Source organism: Ruegeria sp. BI11 (genome assembly GCF_056538005.1).
Genome location: NZ_JBQFSM010000003.1, coordinates 356545 through 378660, shown reverse-complemented (window position 1 = coordinate 378660; position 22116 = coordinate 356545). Strand labels below are relative to the sequence as shown.

24 protein-coding genes and 1 pseudogene are annotated in these 22116 nt (G+C 51.6%); 12 read left to right on the top strand and 13 right to left on the bottom strand.

All coding sequences use genetic code 11. The features are described 5' to 3' along the window. Positions 1-109: 109 nt before the first annotated feature. From ACR0DT_RS10285 to ACR0DT_RS10275, 3 genes are all read right to left on the bottom strand, one after another. On the bottom strand, positions 110-841 hold the full coding sequence (locus tag ACR0DT_RS10285; protein ID WP_480710636.1) for an NAD-dependent epimerase/dehydratase family protein: 732 nt from the start codon (positions 839-841) through the stop codon (positions 110-112). A gap of 68 nt (positions 842-909) precedes the next feature. Then, on the bottom strand, positions 910-1536 hold the full coding sequence (locus ACR0DT_RS10280; RefSeq protein WP_480710635.1) for an alpha-ketoglutarate-dependent dioxygenase AlkB family protein: 627 nt from the start codon (positions 1534-1536) through the stop codon (positions 910-912). A gap of 108 nt (positions 1537-1644) precedes the next feature. After that, positions 1645-2397, bottom strand: a complete 753-nt coding sequence (locus ACR0DT_RS10275; RefSeq protein WP_480710634.1) for an SDR family oxidoreductase — start codon at positions 2395-2397, stop codon at positions 1645-1647. A gap of 470 nt (positions 2398-2867) precedes the next feature. On the opposite strand from ACR0DT_RS10275, the gene ACR0DT_RS10270 reads away from it, so the two are divergent. From ACR0DT_RS10270 to ACR0DT_RS10250, 5 genes are all read left to right on the top strand, one after another. Continuing rightward, a complete protein-coding gene (locus ACR0DT_RS10270; protein WP_480710633.1) occupies positions 2868-3434 on the top strand; it encodes a hemerythrin domain-containing protein in 567 nt (188 codons plus the stop codon). A 10-nt stretch (positions 3435-3444) separates the two neighbouring features. After that, positions 3445-4464: a glutathione S-transferase C-terminal domain-containing protein gene (locus ACR0DT_RS10265; RefSeq protein WP_480710632.1), complete on the top strand. Its 1020-nt coding sequence runs from the start codon at positions 3445-3447 to the stop codon at positions 4462-4464. 265 nt (positions 4465-4729) lie between these two features. Next, positions 4730-5035, top strand: coding sequence for an ArsR/SmtB family transcription factor (locus ACR0DT_RS10260; protein ID WP_480710631.1), 306 nt, complete (start codon positions 4730-4732; stop codon positions 5033-5035). Continuing rightward, on the top strand, positions 5022-5927 hold the full coding sequence (locus ACR0DT_RS10255) for an alpha/beta fold hydrolase (protein ID WP_480710630.1): 906 nt from the start codon (positions 5022-5024) through the stop codon (positions 5925-5927). Before ACR0DT_RS10260 ends, ACR0DT_RS10255 begins: the two co-directional genes overlap by 14 nt. An 11-nt stretch (positions 5928-5938) precedes the next feature. After that, positions 5939-6151: a 3-keto-5-aminohexanoate cleavage protein gene (locus tag ACR0DT_RS10250; protein ID WP_480710629.1), complete on the top strand. Its 213-nt coding sequence runs from the start codon at positions 5939-5941 to the stop codon at positions 6149-6151. A 112-nt stretch (positions 6152-6263) separates the two neighbouring features. On the opposite strand, the gene ACR0DT_RS10245 is transcribed toward ACR0DT_RS10250, so the two are convergent. From ACR0DT_RS10245 to ACR0DT_RS10235, 3 genes and pseudogenes are all read right to left on the bottom strand, one after another. Next, on the bottom strand, positions 6264-6773 hold the full coding sequence (locus ACR0DT_RS10245) for a hypothetical protein (RefSeq protein WP_480710628.1): 510 nt from the start codon (positions 6771-6773) through the stop codon (positions 6264-6266). Positions 6774-6944: 171 nt separating this feature from the next. Continuing rightward, positions 6945-7625: a LysR substrate-binding domain-containing protein gene (locus ACR0DT_RS10240; RefSeq protein ID WP_480710682.1), complete on the bottom strand. Its 681-nt coding sequence runs from the start codon at positions 7623-7625 to the stop codon at positions 6945-6947. 45 nt (positions 7626-7670) lie between these two features. Further along, positions 7671-7844: pseudogene (locus ACR0DT_RS10235) on the bottom strand (LysR family transcriptional regulator); the annotation flags it as partial. A 99-nt stretch (positions 7845-7943) separates the two neighbouring features. Between ACR0DT_RS10235 and ACR0DT_RS10230 the strand changes: the two are divergent. The 4 genes from ACR0DT_RS10230 (at position 7944) to ACR0DT_RS10215 (ending at position 10203) form a co-directional block, all read left to right on the top strand. Beyond that, a complete protein-coding gene (locus tag ACR0DT_RS10230; RefSeq protein WP_480645618.1) occupies positions 7944-8234 on the top strand; it encodes a DUF1330 domain-containing protein in 291 nt (96 codons plus the stop codon). A 235-nt stretch (positions 8235-8469) separates the two neighbouring features. Next, the gene (locus tag ACR0DT_RS10225; RefSeq protein WP_480710627.1) at positions 8470-9066 is read left to right on the top strand and encodes a LysE family translocator; all 597 of its coding nucleotides are present in this window, start codon (positions 8470-8472) and stop codon (positions 9064-9066) included. 93 nt (positions 9067-9159) lie between these two features. Further along, on the top strand, positions 9160-9588 hold the full coding sequence (locus ACR0DT_RS10220; protein ID WP_480710626.1) for a hypothetical protein: 429 nt from the start codon (positions 9160-9162) through the stop codon (positions 9586-9588). Positions 9589-9711: 123 nt separating this feature from the next. Next, entirely contained in the window at positions 9712-10203 is a 492-nt protein-coding gene (locus ACR0DT_RS10215; RefSeq protein WP_480710625.1) for a GNAT family N-acetyltransferase, read from the top strand. A 472-nt stretch (positions 10204-10675) separates the two neighbouring features. Here the strand turns inward: ACR0DT_RS10215 and ACR0DT_RS10210 are convergent, their stop codons facing one another. From ACR0DT_RS10210 to ACR0DT_RS10185, 6 genes are all read right to left on the bottom strand, one after another. After that, positions 10676-11500: an aspartate dehydrogenase gene (locus ACR0DT_RS10210; protein WP_480710624.1), complete on the bottom strand. Its 825-nt coding sequence runs from the start codon at positions 11498-11500 to the stop codon at positions 10676-10678. A 132-nt stretch (positions 11501-11632) separates the two neighbouring features. Continuing rightward, positions 11633-12613 carry a sugar ABC transporter substrate-binding protein gene (locus tag ACR0DT_RS10205; RefSeq protein WP_480710623.1) on the bottom strand — a complete coding sequence of 327 codons (981 nt, stop codon included), beginning with the start codon at positions 12611-12613 and terminating at the stop codon, positions 11633-11635. Between the two features lie 40 nt (positions 12614-12653). After that, positions 12654-13106, bottom strand: a complete 453-nt coding sequence (locus tag ACR0DT_RS10200; protein ID WP_480710622.1) for a Rid family hydrolase — start codon at positions 13104-13106, stop codon at positions 12654-12656. 21 nt (positions 13107-13127) lie between these two features. After that, the gene (locus ACR0DT_RS10195) at positions 13128-14114 is read right to left on the bottom strand and encodes a sugar ABC transporter substrate-binding protein (protein WP_480710621.1); all 987 of its coding nucleotides are present in this window, start codon (positions 14112-14114) and stop codon (positions 13128-13130) included. Positions 14115-14149: 35 nt separating this feature from the next. Beyond that, on the bottom strand, positions 14150-14989 hold the full coding sequence (locus ACR0DT_RS10190; protein ID WP_480710620.1) for an ABC transporter permease: 840 nt from the start codon (positions 14987-14989) through the stop codon (positions 14150-14152). A gap of 184 nt (positions 14990-15173) precedes the next feature. Continuing rightward, a complete protein-coding gene (locus ACR0DT_RS10185) occupies positions 15174-16682 on the bottom strand; it encodes a sugar ABC transporter ATP-binding protein (RefSeq protein ID WP_480710619.1) in 1509 nt (502 codons plus the stop codon). Positions 16683-17140: 458 nt separating this feature from the next. On the opposite strand from ACR0DT_RS10185, the gene ACR0DT_RS10180 reads away from it, so the two are divergent. After that, on the top strand, positions 17141-18517 hold the full coding sequence (locus ACR0DT_RS10180) for an aspartate ammonia-lyase (RefSeq protein WP_480710618.1): 1377 nt from the start codon (positions 17141-17143) through the stop codon (positions 18515-18517). Between the two features lie 37 nt (positions 18518-18554). On the opposite strand, the gene gcvA is transcribed toward ACR0DT_RS10180, so the two are convergent. Then, entirely contained in the window at positions 18555-19565 is a 1011-nt protein-coding gene (gcvA, locus tag ACR0DT_RS10175; protein WP_480710617.1) for a transcriptional regulator GcvA, read from the bottom strand. A gap of 155 nt (positions 19566-19720) precedes the next feature. On the opposite strand from gcvA, the gene ACR0DT_RS10170 reads away from it, so the two are divergent. Then, complete coding sequence (locus ACR0DT_RS10170) at positions 19721-20608, top strand: polysaccharide deacetylase family protein (protein ID WP_480710616.1); 888 nt, start codon at positions 19721-19723, stop codon at positions 20606-20608. A gap of 31 nt (positions 20609-20639) precedes the next feature. Then, positions 20640-22076, top strand: coding sequence for an amidase (locus ACR0DT_RS10165; protein WP_480710615.1), 1437 nt, complete (start codon positions 20640-20642; stop codon positions 22074-22076). Positions 22077-22116: the final 40 nt, after the last annotated feature.

Here is a 22116-nt window from a genome sequence, read left to right as displayed (position 1 = left end):
AAGGTTGTGAGCCCGCTTTGGGCTGTAGAGCCGACATTGCTGTAAGTTGCAGAGAACGTCGACACTGAGTCCAAACTACTCGATGCTGCGATATGAACGGATGCCGGCTTTAGGCGGATGGTATTGGAAAGGTCGAAAAGGCGTCGTCCTGCGGTGCGTACCCAAGCACTTTGCAAGTTTCGGTTAGATCAAACCGCTTAAATCGATTGTTAGAGATGCCGTGCGCGATAAAGCTCCCTTTGATTTCGGCTTGTATCGCCCGGTCAATCAGATGCGTCGCGTCTCGATGACTGAGCCACGCGCTGAGATCACCTAAGGTTTCAAGTGGCGGGCCGTCGGCAGGCTCAAACGCCCCTATTCTCAATGAGACGCAGGACATGCCGTGCCGCGTCGCATAAAGCGAACACAAGGCTTCCCCATAGCACTTGGAGACGCCGTACAGATTGGCCGGGGCAACAGCCATTCCCGGAACGATTTGCCGGTCTACGGGGTATCCTTCGATGGTTTGTGCACTGCTCGCGAAGACGAAGCGGCGGACGTTTGCCTGACAAGCAGCTTCGATCAAGTGGGTTGTCGCGAATATGTTGGCAGGCAGCACATCGTCAAATAGTGCGTTCGGGTCGGGTACGCCTGCGAGATGCACAACGGTATCCACGCCTTGGCACAAATCCGCTGCGGCATTTGCCTCTGAGAGATCAGATCGCACGAAATGATGCTGACCTGAAACAGAGTACGTGGGTTCATTCAAATCGGACAACACAAACTGATACCGCTCGTGATATGCGGCAAAAAATGCCCGCCCAATCCGACCCGAAGAACCAGTTACAAGCACCTTTTGCATGGTCTGTCCTCCCAACCTCTGCGACACGGTGGTTAAGCAATCAAAGTCAGCGATATCAGGAGCCCTACCTATCCAACTTTAGGCACCTTGATTTGACGAAAGGTCAAACTGATGCGTGGCTCGAGAACACGTTTCGACTTTGGAATGCTATGTAGCCAGTGATCTTGAGTCTCGCCCTTCATTGTCAGCAAGCTACCGTGTTGCAGATTGACCGACACCGTCTCCTTGTTCGACTTGTGCTTAAAGGAAAATTTGCGTTCCGCACCAAAACTGAGCGACGCAATTGTACCGTGCTTGACTAGATCTTTCTCTGCATCGCTATGCCAGGCCATACCTTCGCCACCGTCAGCATAGCGGTTGAGCAGACAAGAGTTGAATTCCTCGCAACATCGTTCTTCCACCAAGGCCTTCAAATCCAATAAAATGGATGGCCATGGCATCGCCGTTTTTGTCACCTTCGAGTATGTGTACGAGAAAGCGTGATCCGCATACCACGCGACCTTTCGCTTTGTTTGCACACGCTTGCCAAAAATTATCGCTTCGTCGTGCTTCCAATCCACGTGAGCCTCAAGTTCAGCAAAATAGTGGTCAGATACACCGCAATCAAAAACCCGACCGTAGAAGTACACCTCACCGTCTTTTGGAAGAAGATTTTTGGAGCTGCCGTCCAAGAATGAGAAAAGGTCGTCTTGCATGCGTTTCCAGATGTTTGAACTGCGGCGTGAACCAGAACGTACTCAAATTTGCTTGGCCATTGGGCGTCCATCAACGGCTCGCTCAGAAACGAGCCTTGGATCGCGCTTCTAACCTTTTGTTACGGAGTTGCCACCGTCAGCGGTCATTGCACTACCCGTCACGAACGAGGACTGATCTGAGATCAGGAACAGTGCGGCCTTCGCAATTTCCGCTGCCTCCGCCATGCGTTTGAGAGCATGAATGCTGGCGACCCACTCGTGCGCCTTGGGATCGTCGCCCGCCATCTCGGTTTTGGTTCCGCCCGGCAAGAGGGCATTTACACGAATGCTGTCCGCACCATGTTCTACAGCTAAAACTTGCGTCAGCCCAATAAGACCCGCTTTGGAGGCTGCGTAAGCCGCCATGCCTGGCAGACCGATAGTGTGCCCAACAAACGTTGAGGTGAACACGATTGAGCCACCACCCCGCTTGTTCATCGCCGGGATTTGGTGCTTGGCTGCATGAAAGCCACTGGTCAAGTTAGTTGCAATGACACTGTTCCAATTGGCGTTCGTCATGTTCGTAACCGGCCCCATGTCTCCCATAACGCCGGCATTATTGAAGGCTGCATCAAGCCCGCCGAATTCAGCTTCCGCCAATTCGACTAACTCTTCTGCGTAGGTCTCATCAGCGACATCTCCGGCCAAATAGACCGCTTTCCCACCGCTTTCGAGGATTCGGTTGCCCAGATTCGCCAAGCGGCTTTCCCGCCGTGCTCCAAGCACGACATTGGCGCCGTTTTCGGCAAAAAGTGTTGCTGCTGCCTCGCCAATTCCACTGCTCGCACCTGTGATGATCACGGTCTTGTTCTCAAGTAGCATAATCTCTCCAGTATTGAATTCTCGACTGGGAGATAAGCGTGAGTCACTGTCGGAACGACCCGTTTCTTGCGGATAGTATGCTTACTCGCACGATCAATCAGTAAACATATCTTTTGGTAGACCTCAGCAATTGTACGGTTTTGTTCACGCCATACCTTTAAGGATGAAGCTGCGCTCAACCTTTTAAACAGATCACGAGGCGATGCTATTTCACCTTGCGTCTAACGCCGTCTGCAAGCTCACGCAATATTTGGCTCGAGTGTTGAGCCGATATAGGTCCTCGCCAGCACCTTTGGTCGTGATAGCGTGCAAGGTTTCATCCAGCACGACATCGCATCCTTGAACCGCGAGATCGCTGGTTTGAGTGGCGTCGACTTCGCGAGGGTTCGCTGACGCATAGTGACTGTGCGCTCTCGCTACTGGCGGGTGGTTGTATGACCTCCCATCTTTGGCCTGAAAGGAGATAACCGATGCTCGATACATACGCCATTCGCCAAGACGACATGCCTCAGGAAATGCGGTTTCTCTTGGACCAATACCCTCGCGACAGTTGGGAAGCCCATCCAGGTTTCAAAGAAAAAACCAAGCATTGGCTCGGCACGCATGAGATGTTCCGCCGTGTTGCAGAACGTATTCGCCTGGATACAGAAGGGGTTTTGAGCAACGAGATGGGGTTGGACGACTACTTGGGGCGGCTATCCTACTATGGCGGCAACCTAGTTGGGAACCTGCATGGCCATCACGGCTGGGAAGATCGCAGCTATTTCCCTGAACTATCTGCTGCGGACCCTCGTTTTGATGCGGGGCTTGAGTTGCTGGAACAGGATCACTTCGATCTGGATAGGGTGCTGAGTGACTTCACCCGCACGGCGAACCGCGTGATCAAGCTATCCGCACTTGATGAGGCGCAAGCCTACGATGAAGCCGGACAGCTCCATGCAACGAGCAACACGATTGAAGCGTTCCTGAAACGGCATCTCAGCGATGAAGAAGAATTGGCCGTGCCAATCATCTTGCATCACCGGCTCAGAGGATGATGCTGAAGTCATGACCGACACGTCTACCGAAGAAGACCAAACTGATATCAACAAGCGCCGCGCACGGGGTGAATTCGTGCGCGGCGTTAGCGGCTTTCGCCACGCCATTGGCGATCCAGTGTTTCCGGCAGAACCTGATCGCTATCACCTGTTCGTAGCACTGAATTGCCCGTGGTGTCACAGAGTGACGCTGGCGCGAAATGTGTTGGGCCTTCAAAACAGCATCACGACGGACGTTGCATTTCCAAACCGCACCGGTGACGACGATCCAGAGGCGCCAAACCTATGGGAGTTTGCACCTGATCGGATTGCATCTCTCACAGGTGAAACTTTGCCAGAATGCACGAGCGAGACCGGCACCGGCAAAGGATTTCGCCTTACCAAAGAGATCTATCGTGCCGAAGGCTCTGAAGAGCAATCCCTTCCAATCCTTTATGACAAGATACAAGGACGCATTGTTAACAACGAAAGCGCTGAAATTGTCCGAATGCTGGACGCTGCGGCGGATTCACTTGGCAGCACAATCCCGGCAGTTGCACGCGTTAGGCTTTACCCAGACGAAGTGCCGCGTCACGAAATCCACGACCTGAACGAACGGATTTATACCGCGATTAACAATGGTGCCTACAAGGCCGGGTTTTCCTCTGATCAAACGATCTATGAAACAGCCTTTGACGCCTATTTTGAGACACTCGAATATTTGGAGGAGCATCTCTCAGATGGTAGGCCCTATTTGACGGGCAAACACTTTTCAGAAGTAGATCTTCGTCTGTTTCCAACTCTCTATCGCCACGATCCCGTCTACTATGTGAGAATGAAGCTTAATGGTGCGAGGATCCTGGATTACCCATACTTGTGGCGGTGGCTGTGCCGAGTATACGAGTTGCCCGGAATTGCCGAGGCAGGGTCTCTTGTACACTGCCGCCAGGGTTATTTCGGACGCAGTTGGAATAGCGTTGTGCCCAATGGGCCTTTCAAGCCTATGTCGTACCCAGAGGCCTATCGCCACCCTGACCTTGCAACACTTTAGGCCTAGTCAAGGTGTTTTGGGAGGCCTAACTTCGAAGCCAAACGTTTCCGTTTAGTACTACGAGAGCATTTTTTCTCCGCATTTCGTAACCTGCAAAGTTTAGTAGCAAATGTCCGGTTTGGATTGCGAGCGGTTTATCATGCTAATCTGAGAGGGTGGCAGCACTGACCCTAATTTACCGAATGCCACACTTTGCTTGAAAGTCTGTAAGACGAAATGTGCCAATATATTGACTCATAGCTTTTTAACTATTTATAGATTGTATATGTCTGATCGTCTCGAACAATCCAAAGCCCTCGCTAGCGAAGCTCGCTTGTCCATCCTCGAATGGCTATCGGAACCTGACTCGCATTTCTCGCACCAAGTGACGGGAAAGCCGTCCGAGATTGGTGTTTGCGTCACCTTGATCACCGAAAAACTAGACATGGCACAGCCAACCGTCAGTCGCCATTTGGAGCTGTTGCGCCGGGCGGGTTTTCTGAGTGTTAACAAGATAGGACGCTGGTCGTTCTTCCAGCGGGATGAAGCGGCCATCTCGGAGTTCAAGGGTTGGATCAATGACCATCTTTGATGAGGCCGATGCAAAGCTGCTTCCGCAATTCAAACGTCAGCCGGTTAAGATCGGTGGCAAGCAAATCATGACCTTGTGCGCGGGTAGCGGGCCGGCGCTTTTGATGTTGCATGGTGATCCCCAGACGCATCTTTGTTGGCACCATATCGCGCCAAGACTGTCAGAACGTTTTTCAGTTGTACTAACGGATATTCGTGGTCGAGGTGAGACGCACAAACCGGGCCGTGTTTCTCGGGAGAATGCCTATTCCAAACGCGCCATGGCGGATGAACAACTGGCCGTCATGCGAGCCTTAGGACACAACAATTTCGCAATAGTCTCACACGACCGTGGCGCACGAGTGGCAAGACGGCTGACGTTGGACCACCCTGAAATGGTGACGCAACTTGTGGTCATGGACATTATCCCGGCGCTGGATTTCTACGAAGAATTGAACGCCGATATCGCGCAAGACTACTTCTACTTTTCGTTCCTTACACAAGATCATCCGGTCCCAGAGCGCCTTATCGCCGGTGATCCGGAGGGTTTTCTGCGCCTCATCCTGGAAGGGCTTTCAGACAACCCAGTACATTACGATCAAATGGCGATGGCCGCTTACCTGAAAGCCAACGCAACGCCTGAAGCCATCACCGCGATGTGCGAGTGTTTCCGAGCTGGGATTCACATCGACAGACTGCACGATGCTGAAAACCGTCGAGCCGGTCGGCAGATCTCCTGCCCAACACTGATTATGTGGGGCGACAAGAGCGTAGTCGGAAAACACTTCGACGTGGAACGCATTTGGCGCGGTTGGTGTTCAGACGCCAGTTTTGCATCCATGCCCAGTGGGCATTTCATCCCCGAAGAAGTTCCCGGCCTGGCTTTAGCGGCTATCCAGAACTTTCTAAACTAACGAAGCACTAGATGCGCAGGACTTTCATCACCTGTGCGGTGACTGGAGCCGGAGGCGGTTTCAAACGCAACCCGAATATTCACATCATATCGGACGAGATTGCTGCTGCTGTACCTGCGGCGGCAGATGCCGGAGCAGCAATAGTCCATCTGCATGTGCGCGATCCAAAAAATATTGAACAGCAGAGGAGAGTCCAAAGCAATCGATTCCGCGCATTGCATTAATAGCCGCTTTATCGCTCGCATTCAGAGATCTACTCACAACGAAGGGCAATGGGTGGTTGATCTCCCTCAATCAGGCGTTTGTTCCCAAGTGAAACGATATGTTCGACGTGCTTTAGGTATTCAGTGGAACGGCCCGGTACGTTCGTTGGGATATTGGAGAAATCGAAGCCAGATCAACACCATACAAATGCAAATGGAATGTAGCACCGGGCCCAATTGAAACAGTACCGTGAATTTCATCGTGGTTCATGATGATGGAGTCTTTTGGTCCAATCGTCGTAACCCCGATTTGCTCCACCTCATTGCTAGTCATTGATCTGCGACTGTACCTTTGGTTCATTTCTCTACCTTCGATGCCAACAATCACCGCCCAGGTTTCATGTCGATGAGGTAGTGTAACAACACCATGACCATCCGATACTAAGTATAAAGAGGCACCGCCATCGTGGGCTATATCCAGCATATGTGTGACTTCCTCTCCCGGCGCCGCACGACGGTACTGACTGAAGTCTCCGTCAGATGCCAAAGACAGCAACTCCTTCTCGATTTTTCGAAGAGTGGATTTGGTAGGCCCTTTATTCGCCAGAAGCTGTCTAATGAGGTTCATCTTCTCCATTATCATTGAGGTAAATCCCTATTTACAGTTCGTGGCATTTGTCTGCCTCGTTTGACCCGCCCCGGTTATCAAGGTAGCGCCAGCCAAGCACACCAAGCAAATTCTGCCACCCCGCACGGTCTCAAGACAACGAAACGACCATTGTTGCAGCCTGAACCAGTATAACTGTTCTTTCACTTAGTCTTTACAGAGGATTGAGCTGTTTCTTATTGCTCTTTCTAAGCTTCTGGCAAGTGCACGAACTAATGGGTTTGCCTCTCTTCTGGACGGAAACTGAATAGACAACAATGAGCGAGGTCGGTTCTCCGAGTAGTGCAACTCGACTAGGTCTCCGGCTTCAATAGCTTCTTTAGCCAAATATAACGGAACTTGAGCAACGCCAGCTCCTGTCAGAGCCACTCTCAAGTTGAACAACATGCTGTTAGACATAATTGCCGCTTCATTTCTAGAAACTGTTGTTGGTTGTTGAAGATGAATTGAACGTTGCTCTGAAAACTCCACTGCGAACCCAATGTGCTCACTGACAGGAAGCGATGAGGCTTCCGAAACGTGTTGGTGTTTCGAAAGGAATGTTGGTGATGCGCAAAACGCAAACTCAATATCACCAAGTTTTTTCACTACCGTATCCTGGCTTGTGGGAGAACCGCCTCGAACCGCGATATCTACATCACCGTCCGCGAAATCAACGATCTCGTTTGACAATCGAAAATCGATCTGAACGTCCGGATGCTTTTGTGTAAATTCTCCGATTGCTTGCGCAATTGGCGTAAGTGGAATCTCCGAAGGAGCAACTACCCGTAAACGCCCTGCTAGGCCGCTGTGTATGTTTGCCAACCGCTGGTCATTGGAAAGCAGCATTTCAACAGATGGCTTGACTGCTTCAAGGTACTCCCTCCCCTCCCTCGTAAGGACCAGTTTTCGCGTAGTTCGCCTGAAAAGGAAAAAGCCTAGGCGTGCTTCAAGGGAGGCTATCTGAGAACTGACTGTGGATTTTGCCTTCCCAATGTCTCTTGCGCCAGAGCTAAGGCTTGGCGCGTGGGCGATTTGTACAAAGGTCACAATTGAGTTTACATCCATCGTCCGGAATATTGAACGAATCTGACGACGTTGTCCATCTTTTCGGAAACTCGATCAGCCTTTAGCTTGGTAACACAATCAATCATAGGAGCTGAGAAGATGAGTGCTTTCTTTTTGTTCGACAACATCGAAGTGACCGACCCAGAAAAACTGGGAACTTATGTAGAAACTGTTGGCCCGGTCGTCGAAAAGTTCGGTGGCAAGTATCGTGTCATCGGCGGCGGAACCGAAATCCTAGAAGGCGATTGGCAACCCACCTACCCCGTAGTGATAGAGTTCGAAAGCAAGGAAAAAGCCTTGGCATGGTACAACTCTGAGGAATACCAGCCCTTTAAAGCGCTGCGTCAGAGCGCCGTGAAGTGCAACGGCACTCTGTTTGAAGGCCTTTAATTTAGTCCGCGTGTCTGACGTTGCTCGGCCCGCGAACTAAACGGCCCTACCCTGGGCATTATGGGCAGTCCAACACGCTATCGTCTGGTCTGCCCAGTTCTCTCACTTAATGGGCGCATTTCACTCAATCAGTCTGGAATCGCCTGTGACTAGAGATCTTTAGTTTTTTGCTCGAGCCCAAGCAACGCCAGAAAACTCGTTGCTATGGAACTGAGCAGAGGAAGGATGGCTCTCAATGGAAAACCAACTCATCGCATTGATAAGTTTCGCCCTGGTGGCAACCGGTTCACCTGGGGGAGCAACCTCGTTGGCAACTGCCTCAGGCGCCAGGTTTGGCTATCGGCGTAGTTTGCCATTGATTTTCGGAATTGCCACTGCATTGGCCGCGCTGGTTTCATTTTCCGGAGGTGGTCTGTCTGCACTTATGTACGCATTCCCTTCCTTGGAACTGATCCTGAAGCTTCTCGGTTCCGCCTATCTGGTCACGCTGGCAATTATGATTGCTAGAGCGGGAAAACCGGAAGGAAACGGCGGTAAGAGGGACGTCCCTTTCGGCTTCGTTGCAGGAGCATTGCTCCTCATCATCAACCCAAAAGCGTGGGCAATGGCAGTTGGCGTCGCAGCCTCGTTCTCCTCGATTTCCGACAATGGCGCCGTAGTCGTCTCGCTGTTCGGGAGTGTGTTCTTCATTTGCGCGGCTCTTTCACTGACGCTCTGGGCACAACTCGGCAGCTTGCTAGGGAAACTGCTAAAGACCGACCTGCAATGGCGCGTGTTCAATGTTTTGATGGCCGTTCTGCTGATGGTTTCCATTCTGACCCTATGGCTCTGAGACTCTGGGTTCGGCACCGTTGCTACGCCACCAAACCTTCAAAACGACTTTCTTCACTCCACAACAACGAAATCTGCTGAGTAAGGAGCTGACATGAAAACTCTAGACCTCAAATCACTTGGACACTCACTACGCCAATTCTCAGCGATGGCCAGCGCGGGCGTTGAGATTAGGGATTTGCTCACCGAGAATGCCTTGAGCAGAGCACCCGCTGTGGACTTCAGCCACGTGCTGCGGGAAGTTTATCAAAAGCACGGGCTGGGTGATGTTTTTGGCGAGCCAGATGATCAAACCAATATGCCAAAGTTCGAGTTCTCCGAACAAGTGCAAGATTGCTTACTGTTGGCCCAAACGGAGCTCAAAATGGCGAGAGCTTATGCGAACGAAGAAATTGATAGTATCGGCGAACAGCCCGCTCGGCGGGCATTGCTCTTAGAAGCGATCCAGTGTGCCGAGACCTGCCTCAGTCTGATCGACCATCTAAACGACAAGCCAGACGCTGACGGCCAAACAACTGTGTAAGCGAGTTCTAAACACGCTCGTCACCAACCGCATGAATTCAATGTTCGACGGATCCGCGTCAGCAGTACCAAACAACTATTGCTCGAACTGGACCCATCGTTAACCGAGAAATTGGAGGAGAATATGTCTCTGGAAATTCGAGATTGCTATGAATTAGATAAACGTGAGCTTGAACAACTCCGTTCTCTGAGCGTTTCTCAGCAGCAAATGGAATTCGGCGGCACGTTTGAGAATTCCTTGGGTTCTGCGATCACTGAGCGCAGCTCTACTTTACGCGGATACTGCTTCTTCAAGCAAAGAAACGTTGTCGGCATTGTTATCCTCAAACGACCACCAACGTCACCGGAATGGGTTCCACCCGACGCAGTGTCACTACATGGCCTGAAAATAGACCAAAGGTATCAAGGCCAAGGCTTGGGTAAAGAAGCTTTGAAGCTAGCGAGTGATACGGCAGCCACTGTGTGGCCAGAGGCAAGTAGTTTGATTCTTGCAGTTGATGCAGACAACGCGAGCGCATTGGCACTTTATCGAGGATTTGGCATGGAAGACAGTGGGCCGATTTTTTCTGGTCGGATTGGAAAAGAGCACCGGCTAACGAAATCGTTTGATCGATGAACTCTTTGAATCAAGCAGGAATCCTCGAACAATGAAAAAGCGCTGCGTCAACGGTGACAAACCCTATCTATCTAGATTGCATAGAAGGATCGCGTCTAAATGGGTTTCTCGATTGTCGAGTTGGCTGTCCTGCTCTGTGTTTCATGGCCATTGAATTGGCGTTGCTCAGCTGACGTTTTCAGCACTGGTGAACGCGTTTTGAGGGCCTGGTGAGAACGGTTGCGATTGATCCGATCCAGCCAATGATTGATTACAATCGTTTTTCCTGATCTGTATGCCCTCCCTCCTAAAGACGTCCGAAAGTTTTGGATAAGAGAAGAGAGATACTGAGGCTGGAAGTCACCTTAAACGAAGCTACGACAACCAATACAAGGTCCGTTTGCGGGAGGTCGGATGACCGATACAGGACAACATTTGCCCACCTGCAAACGGACCAAGATTGCTGGTTGTTTCAAGCCCTCAAGTTCAATGATCAAGCACCAATCACAACTGGAGCGGATAGCCTACGCAGTGTTGAGATAACGCTAAGAGGGGTGATCTTACCCGTCTTCGGATTTTCCTCCGTTGGAATGTTCTCAATCTTTAACGTCAGGTCCGCACTGTCAGACTTAACGGTAATCGTATGAGTGTTGCGTACGACAGTCGGATCGGCCCAGATTTCAAGGTGGGTATTTTGGACACCAGAACCTGCTAACCCGAGAGCTACCGCCACATTAAGATTAGCAGGAAAACCAACAATCGCTTCTTCGGCGGTGCCGTCAAACACTTTTGTTGGTTCTTTGACAGCGGCCGGATCGAATCCCTGTTTCACCAGAGCAGGCGCGCCGTTTAGGCCAAGAGGAGGCTTTTGGGTCACCATATTGATTTCATGTATTTTCCCCTGCCCCACAGATTGAACTGCGTCCAAGCCTAGTAGCGCTCCTGATGGCACAAGGATGCGACCGCCGTTTTCGCGCGCTAATTGTTCGAGGTGCGGGTTCGACAATAGCGCGCCTGCGCTGATAACTACGACTGTTTTGCCCTGTTTCAACGCCGGCGATGCGACGTCCGAAAGAAATTTTGCGGGGCAACATTCAACGACAACGTCTGCCACATCTGCCAACTCCGCAAGAGCGAGAACGTCGTAGTGATGAGTGAAGTTTTCTGCAATGTATGCCTCAGCGTTGGCAACGTTGTTCGCTGACACCGCGGCCAACTCCAACCCATCGATGCCTTCGTCAAGAGCCTTCGCGACGAATTTACCTATGGCTCCGAACCCGCCGACGGCCACTTTGATTTTTTTGTTTTCTTTGGTCATTTTGATCACCATTTGGTTCGCCAAAGCGAAGTTTCCAAACATCCTGTTCGTTTCAGCTGACGCGCTCCTGTTTGCGAAAGCGCGAAAAGGCATTAGGCCAGGGCAGTAAACTCGACCCACCCTGGCCCAGCTTTAGTTCGTTGGGCGCCACCCTTTCGGTTGACGGATTTCGGTCAAATCAATCTCCGCAAGGTTTTCAGGAAAAACTGCCACTGGAGAAATCGTCCGTACCTCGCCCTGCTCGGCATTGCCTGCAATCAGTTTGTCGGCAAGTTCTACGGACTGTGAGCCAATTGTGACGGGCTTTTGTGCTACAACGTAGTCGACACAACCCTGCTCCATCAGGTCTTGAGCCGCTTCGCCGAGAACCGCAAAGAGTACTTTGATCTCACCACATTTTCCTGCCTGTTGAACCGCCCTCGCCGCGCCGATGCCATAGGTGTCATCAGCGGCGTAAAGCATATTAACGTCAGGGAACCGCTGAATGATATCATTGGCAGTCGTCAGGGCAATTGCCACGTCCTGATCAGTGGATTGAGAGGCAATAATCTCGATATCGGACTCTGCCACATTTTCCTTGAAACAGCGAAGCCGCTCTTCAGCCCAGAATGCACCGCCAGGACCGGCCAGAACACCAATTTCTCCCCCATCTGGCAGGATTTCGTTTGCACCAGCAGCCATCATTTCACCCAAAGTGCAATGACTAGAGGACACAGCTCCATCAGGCGGCACGTCGGTCGCTACAATTGGGCTAGAAACCCCTATCAATGGGACCCCGGCACCGCGGGCTTCGCGGGCCACGCCATTGAATGCACTTGGGTTAGCTGGGTCCACTAGGATCGCGTCGACCTGTTGCGTGATTAGGTTCTGCACCTGTGACAACTGACGGTCAACATTGGAATAGCCACCGGCATCCAATACAACGATTTCGTAGCCAAGTTCTTCTGCCTTTGTCTCGATCCCGTATAGGATAGCGGTATACCAGGGTCCCGCCAAAACAGGCATCGAAACACCTAATTTCTTCTCATCAGCGAGCGTCGCCGTTGCAGTCATGAGCAGTGCAGCGGCAGCCACACTTGTGCGCCTCAGAAAGGACTTCCTAATTTCCATCATAATCTTCCTCCTTGTTGTGTTTGACTTGTTGAATCGGAGGTCATGTCTTCGCGAGGATCACTTCGATCTCGACCAACCATGCTGAGCTCATCAACTGTACGACCTGCACACGGGTCCGAGCTGGAAGGGGTCCATCGATCTTGAAATATTCTCGGTAAGATTCACCGAACCCATCCAGATCGATTTCGCCACCTTTGTCCGGATCCGGGCAAAGGTAAGCGACCATCTTTACGATATCTCCCATCTCGTAACCTTTATCGGTCACGATCTGTTCGATAGTTTTGAGAACACCCGCAGTTTGAATTTTCGTGTCGCCGTATGCTGCCCTGTCTTCAGGATTAGCAGTCTCGTCGATAATCGGTGGAACTTGGCCACTCACGAACAAAAGCTTGGCGTTCGGTGGAACTTCCACGGCTTCAGCCCAGGGTGCCTTAGACTGATACGGCGTCAGCGCCGGGTCGTCATTTACAAATCGTTTGATGGTGTCAGACATGGATCATGACCTCTTGGTGGATTAAGGCTTCCAGTCGGCTGGCTGCCGAATGTCCGCAACGTTCACTTGGGAAGCAGTTTCAGAAGTGACCGGCAGGAAGGGAACTTGCACAACTTTCTCGTCGAGCGTTCCGCCCTTTATCAACTCGTCGGCTAAACGAACTGCTGTTCGACCGATCAAAACTGTTTGTTGGGCAACGATGTACTGTGCGCAGCCGGCCGACAGCATTTCTTCTGCAGCCTCGCCGTAACCTGCCATTAATACGTTAACGGTCCCGCATTGGTTGGCCTGCTGGACCGCGCGGCTCGCTCCTACACCTAGCGTGTCATCTGCGGCGTAAACCAAATCTGCGTCCGGGAAACGCTGCAGGAAGTCATTTGTTGTGGACAGGGCAGTTGCCGCGTCTCCGTCACTGTGGCGCTCACTAATAATCTCAATGTTTGTGCCTTCAATGCTCTCCTTGAAGCAGCGATAACGCTCGTTGGCCCAATAGGCACCGGGCGGGCCTGCAAGGCTGACAACGGAACCTCCATCCGGAAGAACTGAGCGAGCACCTTCTGCCATCATCTTACCAAGATCGCACTGACTAGACGTCGACGCGGCGTCCGCTTCGACATCAGTGGCGACCACCGGTGAACCCAGACCCACGACCGGAATACTGGCACCGCGCGCTTCGCGTACCGCACCATTCAGAGTCGCCGGGTCTATCGGGTCGGTCAAAATAGCGCCGACACCCTGAACCACTAGGTTGGAGATGTGGTCGATCTGGGTTTCAGGGTGGGTGAAACCGCCTGCATCCAGTACCACCACATCGTAGCCAAGCGCTTCGGCTTCATCCATCGCGCCATAAAGAACGGCCGAATAGAAGGCACCGGCATTGGTCGGCATGGCAATACCGATCTTTTCATCTGCGGCGACGGGCGCTGACAGAGAAAGTGCTGTCAATGTGCACGCTGCTAGGGTGCTCTTCCCCTTCAGCTTCGTGATGTGTTTACGAGATTCGGACATAGTACTTCCTCCGGCTGTTAGATGTTTGTTATTGGCTATTTCTGTTTGGACATTGCCTGGTCGACGGCTACCGCTGCGATCAGCGCGATACCGACGATCATCAGTTGGGTGTAGGAAGAAACGTTCAGCAAATTCAGTCCGTTGGACAAAATGGAGACAAAGGCGACGCCGATGCCTACTCCGATGATTGATCCCCTACCGCCAAAAAGCGAAACACCGCCGAGCACAACCGCCGCCACGGATTCAAGCGCTAGCGAAGACCCCAAAGTGGGCTGGCCGGAACCTACTCGCGCCGTAAGGATCAACGAGGCAACCGCAGCGCAAACGCCGGATATTACATAAGCCCAGGTCTGTGTCTTACGTACCGGAATGCCGGACAGGCGCGCTGCCGCTGAATTACCGCCAACTGCGTAGATGTTGCGACCTAGTCGCGTGTAGTGAAGAGTGATTGCGGCTGAAACAAACAGCACCAATGAGATTAGGAATGGTACTGGCACTCCCATGAGGCGTGCAAACGCGATATCAGCAAAGCTGCCGGGTACTCCCGTAATCGGAATGCCCTTGCTGATATTCAAAGCCACGCCCTGAGCAATAGACAGCATTGCCAATGTGGCAATAAAGGCCATCACGCGGAGTCTAGTCACCACTAATCCGTTGATCAAACCGACCAGCGCACCAGTCATTAAGCCGACAAAAATACCGACCGGAGCACCGTAGGCCGCCATTGCCATACTGGCGACGACACTAACTAGCGCAACGATGGACCCAACGGACAGATCCAGATCTGCATTTAGGACAACAAAGGTCTGTCCTATTGCCACTGCCGCGAGGGCTGCGGCTTGCAAGGCGACATTGCGCATGTTTGCGCCGGTCAAAAAAACGTCCGAACTTGCAGAAAAGTAGATAACGAGAAGGATGAGTGCCACCGGCATCCCAAATTCTCGAGCCCTATTCATGAGTGTGTCTTTGAGCTTTGTATTACTGGCTAGTCCGGTAGGCATAGTCGCTGTCTCTTGCGTCATTGTTCTGTTCCCTGTCTTTAAGGACGTCCTTAGGCTGTCATACCGCCGCCCCATGCCCGGTTGCGTGACCCGCAAAAGCGGCTTGCAGGATTTGGTTTTCGTCGAAATCCTCCCGCGAGAATTCCTTGATAATTTTGCCTGCCGACATCGTGACTATGCGATGGCAAACATTCAGGAGTTCTGGCAGTTCAGATGAAACAACGACAACCGCAGCGCCGTCTTCGGCGGCCTCATGGATCAGTTGGTAGATTTCAGCTTTTGCTCCGACATCAACACCTCTTGTCGGCTCATCCAGAATGAGAAGATCCGCCCCGGACAGGATCAACTTGCCAATAGCAATCTTCTGCTGGTTACCGCCTGAATACGTCGAAGTGTCATTGGACAATTGCCCACGAAAACGCATCCTGGTTGAAATTTCCTCTGCGATGGAGCGAACCTGTTTCCACTTGATGAATCCCGATGGGAAGATGCGGGGCATTGCCGACATCACGACATTTTCGTAACCGGACATGGACAACACCACGCCGGAACCTTTCCGGTCTTCGGACAGGTAGGATATGCCCGCTTCAATCGCATGCCTCGGATTGCGCGCCCTGAAATGCACGCCGTTTTTCACGATGCTGCCACTATCCAGAGGATCCGCGCCTATGATTGAGCGCATCACCTCAGTCCTGCCCGCTCCGACAAGACCGCTGAAACCAACAATTTCACCTGACCGCACTTCAAAGGAAACGTCGTCGAACACGCCTGCGCGGGTCAGACCTTCGGCCCGAAAATGAACGCTCCCAATATTGTCATTGACCTTTGGGAACAGTTTTTCCAGCACACCTCCAACCATCATGCTAACGAGTTCGTTGGTGTCGCGGACATCTTTGCGGTCGCGAACCTCAATCAATTCGCCATTGCGCAAAATGGTGATACGATCTGATACGTCCAAAACCTCATCCAGGCGGTGGGACACGAAGATCATGCTGTGGCCAGATTCACGCAACTGCTTCATGATGCCCAAAAGCTGTTCTGCTTCGACGTCGGACAGTGAAGCCGTCGGTTCATCTAAGATTAAAACCGGCGGGTCCAGAACCAAACCTCGAGCAATCTCAACCAATTGCATTTCACCTGTTGACAGCGTCTCGGCCCTTGCGTCTGGGTCTAAATCAATCCCCATACGTTCAAATATTCTCTGGGCCGTTTCCCGTGCCGTTTTGCGCGAATAAACCGAAGCCATTGGTCCAGTCATCGGCAAGTTCCCAAGTACGACGTTCTCCGCAACCGAAAGGCTCGGAATTACTGTAAGCTCTTGGAATACTGTTACGATACCAGCTTCTCTAGCATCCTGGGGGGAAGTGAAATTCACCGACGACCCGCCGACATTAATCTTACCGGCGCTGGCAAGTGTATCGCCCGACAAGATTTTGATCAGCGATGATTTCCCCGCTCCATTTTCTCCCACCAAAGCGTGTATTTCACCTTGGCGAAGATCAAAATCGACACCGGACAGCGCTACCGCACCTGGGTAGACCTTGCTTATACCCGTCAGCGAGATCAAAGTGTTCTTTGCGCTGGCACTCGCCATTATCCAACTCCCGATGGTGCAACTGTTCGCTCTAGTAGGTCGGTGGTCTGCTAAAATCACAACCGACTATTGATACCGAAATGATTTACTTTTTGTTATGCATGGTGCTGTCAAAGCTCCACCTTCATGGTTTTTAGGCACTCTTTCACGATGGCACCCTGGTCAAGGCTGCCCTGCTTTCTGGTGTTTCATTTAAAGAGAACGGCTTGGTCTGGTGGCCTGCCAAAAGTTAGAGCGTGCATACCGGCACCCATGACATTTAACCGAGCACTAAAGGAACAAAAAGTTATGTGAAGCCGTCAACTAGGCGATTTTTTGGGCTTAACTCCGGCAAAGCGACCAAAAGTCTATTGAAGGATCTCCCGCTATGTGGCGCCTTTCCCGCGAGATAACCCAATTCGGTCACGAAAGCTCAAGTTGGAGTAGCAATTATGAACCGCGAGTATCGCACAGAAAACGATAGCATCGGCACCGTGAAGATACCTGCCGATGCGCTCTATGGCATTCAATCTGCTCGTGCACGGGATAACTTCGCCCTGTCGGGCGTCAAACTGAGCGACTTTCCTGAAATCGTACGCTCGCTAGCCATGGTCAAAAAAGCGGCAGCACTCTCAAATTGCGAGTTAGGAACAATTTCCAAAAGAGCCACTGATGCAATTATTGCAGTGTGTGATGAAATAATCGACGGACAGCACCACCACGCCTTTGTAGTGGATGTCATTCAAGGCGGTGCAGGCACGTCCACAAACATGAATGCGAACGAAGTAATCGCTAATCTCGCGTCTTCGAAGCTTGGCTTAGTGCTAGGAGACTACAGCGAAATTCACCCTAACGACACCGTGAATTGCTCTCAATCCACCAATGACGTCTACCCCACCGCGATGCGGTTGGCTTTGATTAGCCAATGTGCACCGTTGGTTGCTGAACTCCAGAGCTTGCGTCACTCCTTTGATAGCAAGGCGACGGAGTTTGCCCACATTCAGAAAGTTGGGCGCACCCAGCTTCAGGATGCAGTCCCCATTTCTCTTGGCGAAGAATTTAAAGCCTTTTCCGATGCGATACGCAACGACATTGAACGTTTGCTGCAGCTTTCCGAAGTCCTGAAGGAGATCAACCTTGGCGGCACCGCAGTCGGAACCGGGGTGAATGCGCCCGATGGTTACCAAAACCGGGCTGTTTCGCATCTTTCTCAGATATTTGGAGAACCTCTCTCCGCCCATGAAAACCTGTTGGCTGCGTCGTACGACCAAAGCGCATTCGTCACTTACTCAGGAGTCCTAAAGCGCATCGCAGTGAAGCTTTCGAAAATCAGCAATGACCTACGACTGCTAAGCAGTGGCCCTCTAGCCGGAATTGGAGAAATCCATTTACCACCCGTTCAAGCGGGATCATCGATCATGCCAGGAAAAGTTAACCCAGTAATCCCTGAGGCCGTGAATCAAGTTGCCTACGAGATCATTGGACGAGACGTCACTGTGACTATGGCGGCAGAAGCAGGACAACTGCAGCTAAACGCTATGGAACCAATTATTTTTTACAGTATCCTCAACTCAACCCGCCTTCTGACCCGGGCAGCAAAAATGTTGAATGAAAAATGTGTAGCAGAAATTAAAGCTGACGAAGAACGATGCTCGGAGCTCCTGAAGAAAAGTGTGACACAAGCTGCATCTCTGGTGCCTGTGATCGGTTATGAAAAGGCAGCCTTCGCGGCAAAGGCTGCGCTGAGACAGGGATTGTCTTTAAGAGAGGTTGTATCCAGCGAGGGGCTTATGGATCCGGCTGAATTGGAGCGACTACTGCCGATCTAATCTATGCCCATTCGGGCATCAGTCCCTAAAGCAAATTTCATTCGTGACTTTCAACCTGGCGGCCTCCAGAAGATGCCCGCACCTCGTTAAGCAACCACTCTTTGAAAATCCTGACTTTACCTTGATCCCACGAGCGTTTTCGCCCGATCAGGAAGTAACGGCCGTCGCTGGAAATGCGGCGGTGCATTGCAGGCACAAGCAAGCCTGCGGCAATATCTCTTTGTGCTAGCACCTGCGGAACCAATGCAATTCCCCGCCCCTCAATCGCCGCCTGAATTGTCATGAAGAAATGGCCATAGGAGATTTCATGCTGCCGCATATCTACTTCCCAGCGTATAGCCTTGAAGAAATCGCTCCAAGCATTGGGTCTCGTCGCCATGTTAATCAGAGTCACGCTGCCAACCTGCGCCTCGTCAGTTATCTCACCATACCGTTCAACATAACCAGGAGAAGCAACTGCTATCAGTTCGTCGGGTAACAGAGGAGCAACCTGGAGCTGTGCCCAAGCCTTAGCCATCACCAGGTCAATTCGCGGCCTTCCTTCTGTGTTTAGTTCGGCCTCGACTGTCCCAACACGAATTGCAAGGTCAATTTCTTCTTTTTCAAAATCAACTGGTTTGATTGAGTTAACTAGGTGCACTTCAATGTCCGGGTGCTTCTCTGAGAAATCCAGCAAGCGTGGCATAAGCCATTTAACTGAAAACGTGGGAAGGACCGAGATAGTGAGTATTCCGCTGCCTTTGTTCCCCCAGATCCTGTTTGTAGCCCGTTCTATTTGATCAAGTGCATCCCGTAAGGGAGGAAACAGAAGAATTCCCTCTTCAGTCAATTCTACTGCTCGGGTCATACGTTTAAAAAGTTTGACCCCAAGATCATCTTCTAGGGCTCGTATTTGGCGTGACACAGCGGCCTGGGTCACATTTAGCTCATCTGAAGCTGCCGAGAAACTGAGATGCCGAGCGGCCGCCTCAAACGTCCGCAGGGCATTGAGCGAAGGAAACCGGCGCGCCATCACAACCTCAATGACAAATAACTTAAAGTAATGCATAATAGCATGAATTCTGCTTTGTACAAGCCGAGTAGATGATGGAAAATTTATGTACGTCGCGCAATTGGCGTTACCATGTCGCGTTAGAAAGCAGGTTTTATCCCCCCTCTCCCGCGTACATGGCTGAGACCACTACACAGAACTGAGAGCCACTTATGAAAATCGAGCCTAATAACAGATTTCCTTATAGCGCTATCATAGATCGCCCTGATTTTTCGTGGCCGGGCGGAAAGAGAATGGCGGTGTACACAGCCCTATGCGTTGAACACTTTTCTTATGGGACCGGTGGTGGGTTGCCCTATTCACCCGGCTTGGAGCACCCAAATTCCTACAACTGGGGTTGGCGTGAATACGGCAACCGCGTCGGTGGTTGGCGGCTCTTAGAGCTCTACAATGAATATCAACTGCCGATGAGCGTTCTGCTGAACTCCGGCTGTTACGAGCATTGCCCTGAGTTAATCCAGGCCTATGCCGCGCGAGGAGACGAAATCGTCGCGCATGGGCACACAAATTCGGAACACCCCAACCATCTTTCGCCTGCTGAAGAGCGCGAAATGATCAAACAAGTCACCGATATCATCAAAAAGCATAGCGGAGTTCAACCTCAGGGTTGGATGAGTCCCGGTGCCCATCCAAGCGCAGTAACAGAAGAACTGTTGGTTGAATTCGGTTACAAATACACGCTGGACTGGCCGATTGACGATCAGCCGACTTGGATGACGACAAAGAATGGTCCACTGCTAAGCGTTCCATACCCACATGAAGTTAACGATGTGCCGATGGTAGTACTCCATGACGGAACAGCAACGGCATTTGCGGACATGTGCATAGACAATGTTGCAGAGATGCTCGAACAATCCAAAAGTCAATCACTGGCGTGCGGTATCACCATACATTCTTTCATTGTGGGACAGCCCTTTCGCATCCGCCAGTTCCGTCGTGTACTTGATTTTCTCAACCAACATTCTGATGACATTTGGTTTGCAACAGCAGGCGAAATCGCAAATCACTATGCTGGGTTGTTCCCTGCAAACGACAAGTGACTGAAGCACTTGGCAGACGGAGGTTCATACAATGCAGAGCGATATCCTCAAAGAGGCACGCGCGCAGCTGGACCATAACCTTGATCAATTTGGGATCACGCTCAGCCATGCAGATAAAGAAGCAGCGGCCTCGGCCGTGGTGGCTCAATTTCAGAAGCTGAACCCGGATGCAAAATCCGCCACAGAAACTGAAAAGACCCAAAATGCTGGCTTTGCCAAAGAGGCCGTTCAGGATCTGCTTCTCAATGTGGCTGTAACGCCCGAAATCACGGTCGAGCAAGCGCAAAAGGAGACCGGGTGCTTTCGCTCGGTCTTCGATCCGCCAAAATCGCCGAATATGATGCATGTTGCGGTCAAGGACATTTTTAGATTTGGAGGTCACCACCCAACCGCCGGTTTGGCAAGCCCGCCAGAAGATCTGGACTTGCCAGAAACACCTCTGATTTCAAGGCTGCGTACCGCAGGAGCGCATATTGCAGCTACAACCAAACTGTCAGCTTGGTGCTACCTCCCAATTGAGCTGAATGAGCAGGTTCCGCCACCACGCAACCCCCTAGGCGACGGCCTCCTTGTTGGAGGTTCCTCCAGTGGTTCTGCAGTCGCAGTTGCATCCGGAGCGGTCCAAATTGGAGTTGGCAGTGACACTGGCGGATCGATCCGAATTCCAGCCGCATTGTGTGGTGTATATGGCTTCAAACCAAGTCGCGGTGCTATTCCAGTACAGGGTTCGGTGCCACTAGGAGAAACCCAAGACACCATCGGACTAATTGCAAAATCCCCAGTGAGCATCCAGTCAACCTTCGAGGTACTTACAACTCAACCCGAAAAGACCGCCACACCTCGAGAAAAACCAATTGCTGGGATACCAAACGAGCTTTTTGCGCAAGCCAGTCCGAATACGAAAATGGGCCTTAACGGTATAATAGTAGCCTTGCGTCAACTTGGACTAGAATGCGGTGAAGTCGCCGAACTGGACCTGGACCGAATGAACGCGACCGCAGGGCTCATAACAGGGTACGAAGCGGGAATCTTTCATGCACCGCGCATAGCCAAGTACCCAGAACAATACCCCACCTCCGTGCAAAAACGCCTGATGGTTGGCTTAGCTGTGCCAAACACAACTTATGAAATCGCGCAAGCCAACAGAGCAACTTGTGTTGAGCACGTCGACCGCAGCATCTTTGCTCATTGCGACTGGATACTTGCGCCAGTGATCAACCGCGACGGCCTTACAATCTCTGAATGGGGCGCCGACGGTGATCTGCAGGCCATCGGCAAACTGTCGCTTGAGCTTTTGTCACTGAACCGATGGGTCAACTTACTTGGTCTACCATCCATCAGCATCCCGGTTTCTGGAGATGACTTAGTTCCCGCTGCTGTTCAAGTTGTTGGGAAATTCGGTTCTGACTGCGAGTTGCTCAAGCTCGCATGCGAACTTGATGCGGTGCTTCGCGACAGCTTTAGCTAAGTTTTTTCTTAGTCAAGATGCCGACGTGGCATCATTGAGC

Excerpts from the sequence above, each read along its gene's own strand:
- ACR0DT_RS10285 (WP_480710636.1), bottom strand. The coding sequence starts at position 841 with ATGCAAAAGGTGCTTGTAACTGGTTCTTCGGGTCGGATTGGGCGGGCA.
- ACR0DT_RS10225 (WP_480710627.1), top strand. The coding sequence starts at position 8,470 with ATGGAAAACCAACTCATCGCATTGATAAGTTTCGCCCTGGTGGCAACC.
- ACR0DT_RS10220 (WP_480710626.1), top strand. The coding sequence starts at position 9,160 with ATGAAAACTCTAGACCTCAAATCACTTGGACACTCACTACGCCAATTC.
- ACR0DT_RS10165 (WP_480710615.1), top strand. The coding sequence starts at position 20,640 with ATGCAGAGCGATATCCTCAAAGAGGCACGCGCGCAGCTGGACCATAAC.
- ACR0DT_RS10255 (WP_480710630.1), top strand. The coding sequence starts at position 5,022 with ATGACCATCTTTGATGAGGCCGATGCAAAGCTGCTTCCGCAATTCAAA.
- ACR0DT_RS10230 (WP_480645618.1), top strand. The coding sequence starts at position 7,944 with ATGAGTGCTTTCTTTTTGTTCGACAACATCGAAGTGACCGACCCAGAA.
- ACR0DT_RS10170 (WP_480710616.1), top strand. The coding sequence starts at position 19,721 with ATGAAAATCGAGCCTAATAACAGATTTCCTTATAGCGCTATCATAGAT.
- gcvA (WP_480710617.1), bottom strand. The coding sequence starts at position 19,565 with ATGCATTACTTTAAGTTATTTGTCATTGAGGTTGTGATGGCGCGCCGG.
- ACR0DT_RS10215 (WP_480710625.1), top strand. The coding sequence starts at position 9,712 with ATGTCTCTGGAAATTCGAGATTGCTATGAATTAGATAAACGTGAGCTT.
- ACR0DT_RS10240 (WP_480710682.1), bottom strand. The coding sequence starts at position 7,625 with ATGCTGCTTTCCAATGACCAGCGGTTGGCAAACATACACAGCGGCCTA.
- ACR0DT_RS10205 (WP_480710623.1), bottom strand. The coding sequence starts at position 12,613 with ATGATGGAAATTAGGAAGTCCTTTCTGAGGCGCACAAGTGTGGCTGCC.
- ACR0DT_RS10210 (WP_480710624.1), bottom strand. The coding sequence starts at position 11,500 with ATGACCAAAGAAAACAAAAAAATCAAAGTGGCCGTCGGCGGGTTCGGA.
- ACR0DT_RS10260 (WP_480710631.1), top strand. The coding sequence starts at position 4,730 with ATGTCTGATCGTCTCGAACAATCCAAAGCCCTCGCTAGCGAAGCTCGC.
- ACR0DT_RS10250 (WP_480710629.1), top strand. The coding sequence starts at position 5,939 with ATGCGCAGGACTTTCATCACCTGTGCGGTGACTGGAGCCGGAGGCGGT.
- ACR0DT_RS10270 (WP_480710633.1), top strand. The coding sequence starts at position 2,868 with ATGCTCGATACATACGCCATTCGCCAAGACGACATGCCTCAGGAAATG.
- ACR0DT_RS10280 (WP_480710635.1), bottom strand. The coding sequence starts at position 1,536 with ATGCAAGACGACCTTTTCTCATTCTTGGACGGCAGCTCCAAAAATCTT.
- ACR0DT_RS10200 (WP_480710622.1), bottom strand. The coding sequence starts at position 13,106 with ATGTCTGACACCATCAAACGATTTGTAAATGACGACCCGGCGCTGACG.
- ACR0DT_RS10245 (WP_480710628.1), bottom strand. The coding sequence starts at position 6,773 with ATGATAATGGAGAAGATGAACCTCATTAGACAGCTTCTGGCGAATAAA.
- ACR0DT_RS10195 (WP_480710621.1), bottom strand. The coding sequence starts at position 14,114 with ATGTCCGAATCTCGTAAACACATCACGAAGCTGAAGGGGAAGAGCACC.
- ACR0DT_RS10275 (WP_480710634.1), bottom strand. The coding sequence starts at position 2,397 with ATGCTACTTGAGAACAAGACCGTGATCATCACAGGTGCGAGCAGTGGA.
- ACR0DT_RS10265 (WP_480710632.1), top strand. The coding sequence starts at position 3,445 with ATGACCGACACGTCTACCGAAGAAGACCAAACTGATATCAACAAGCGC.
- ACR0DT_RS10180 (WP_480710618.1), top strand. The coding sequence starts at position 17,141 with ATGAACCGCGAGTATCGCACAGAAAACGATAGCATCGGCACCGTGAAG.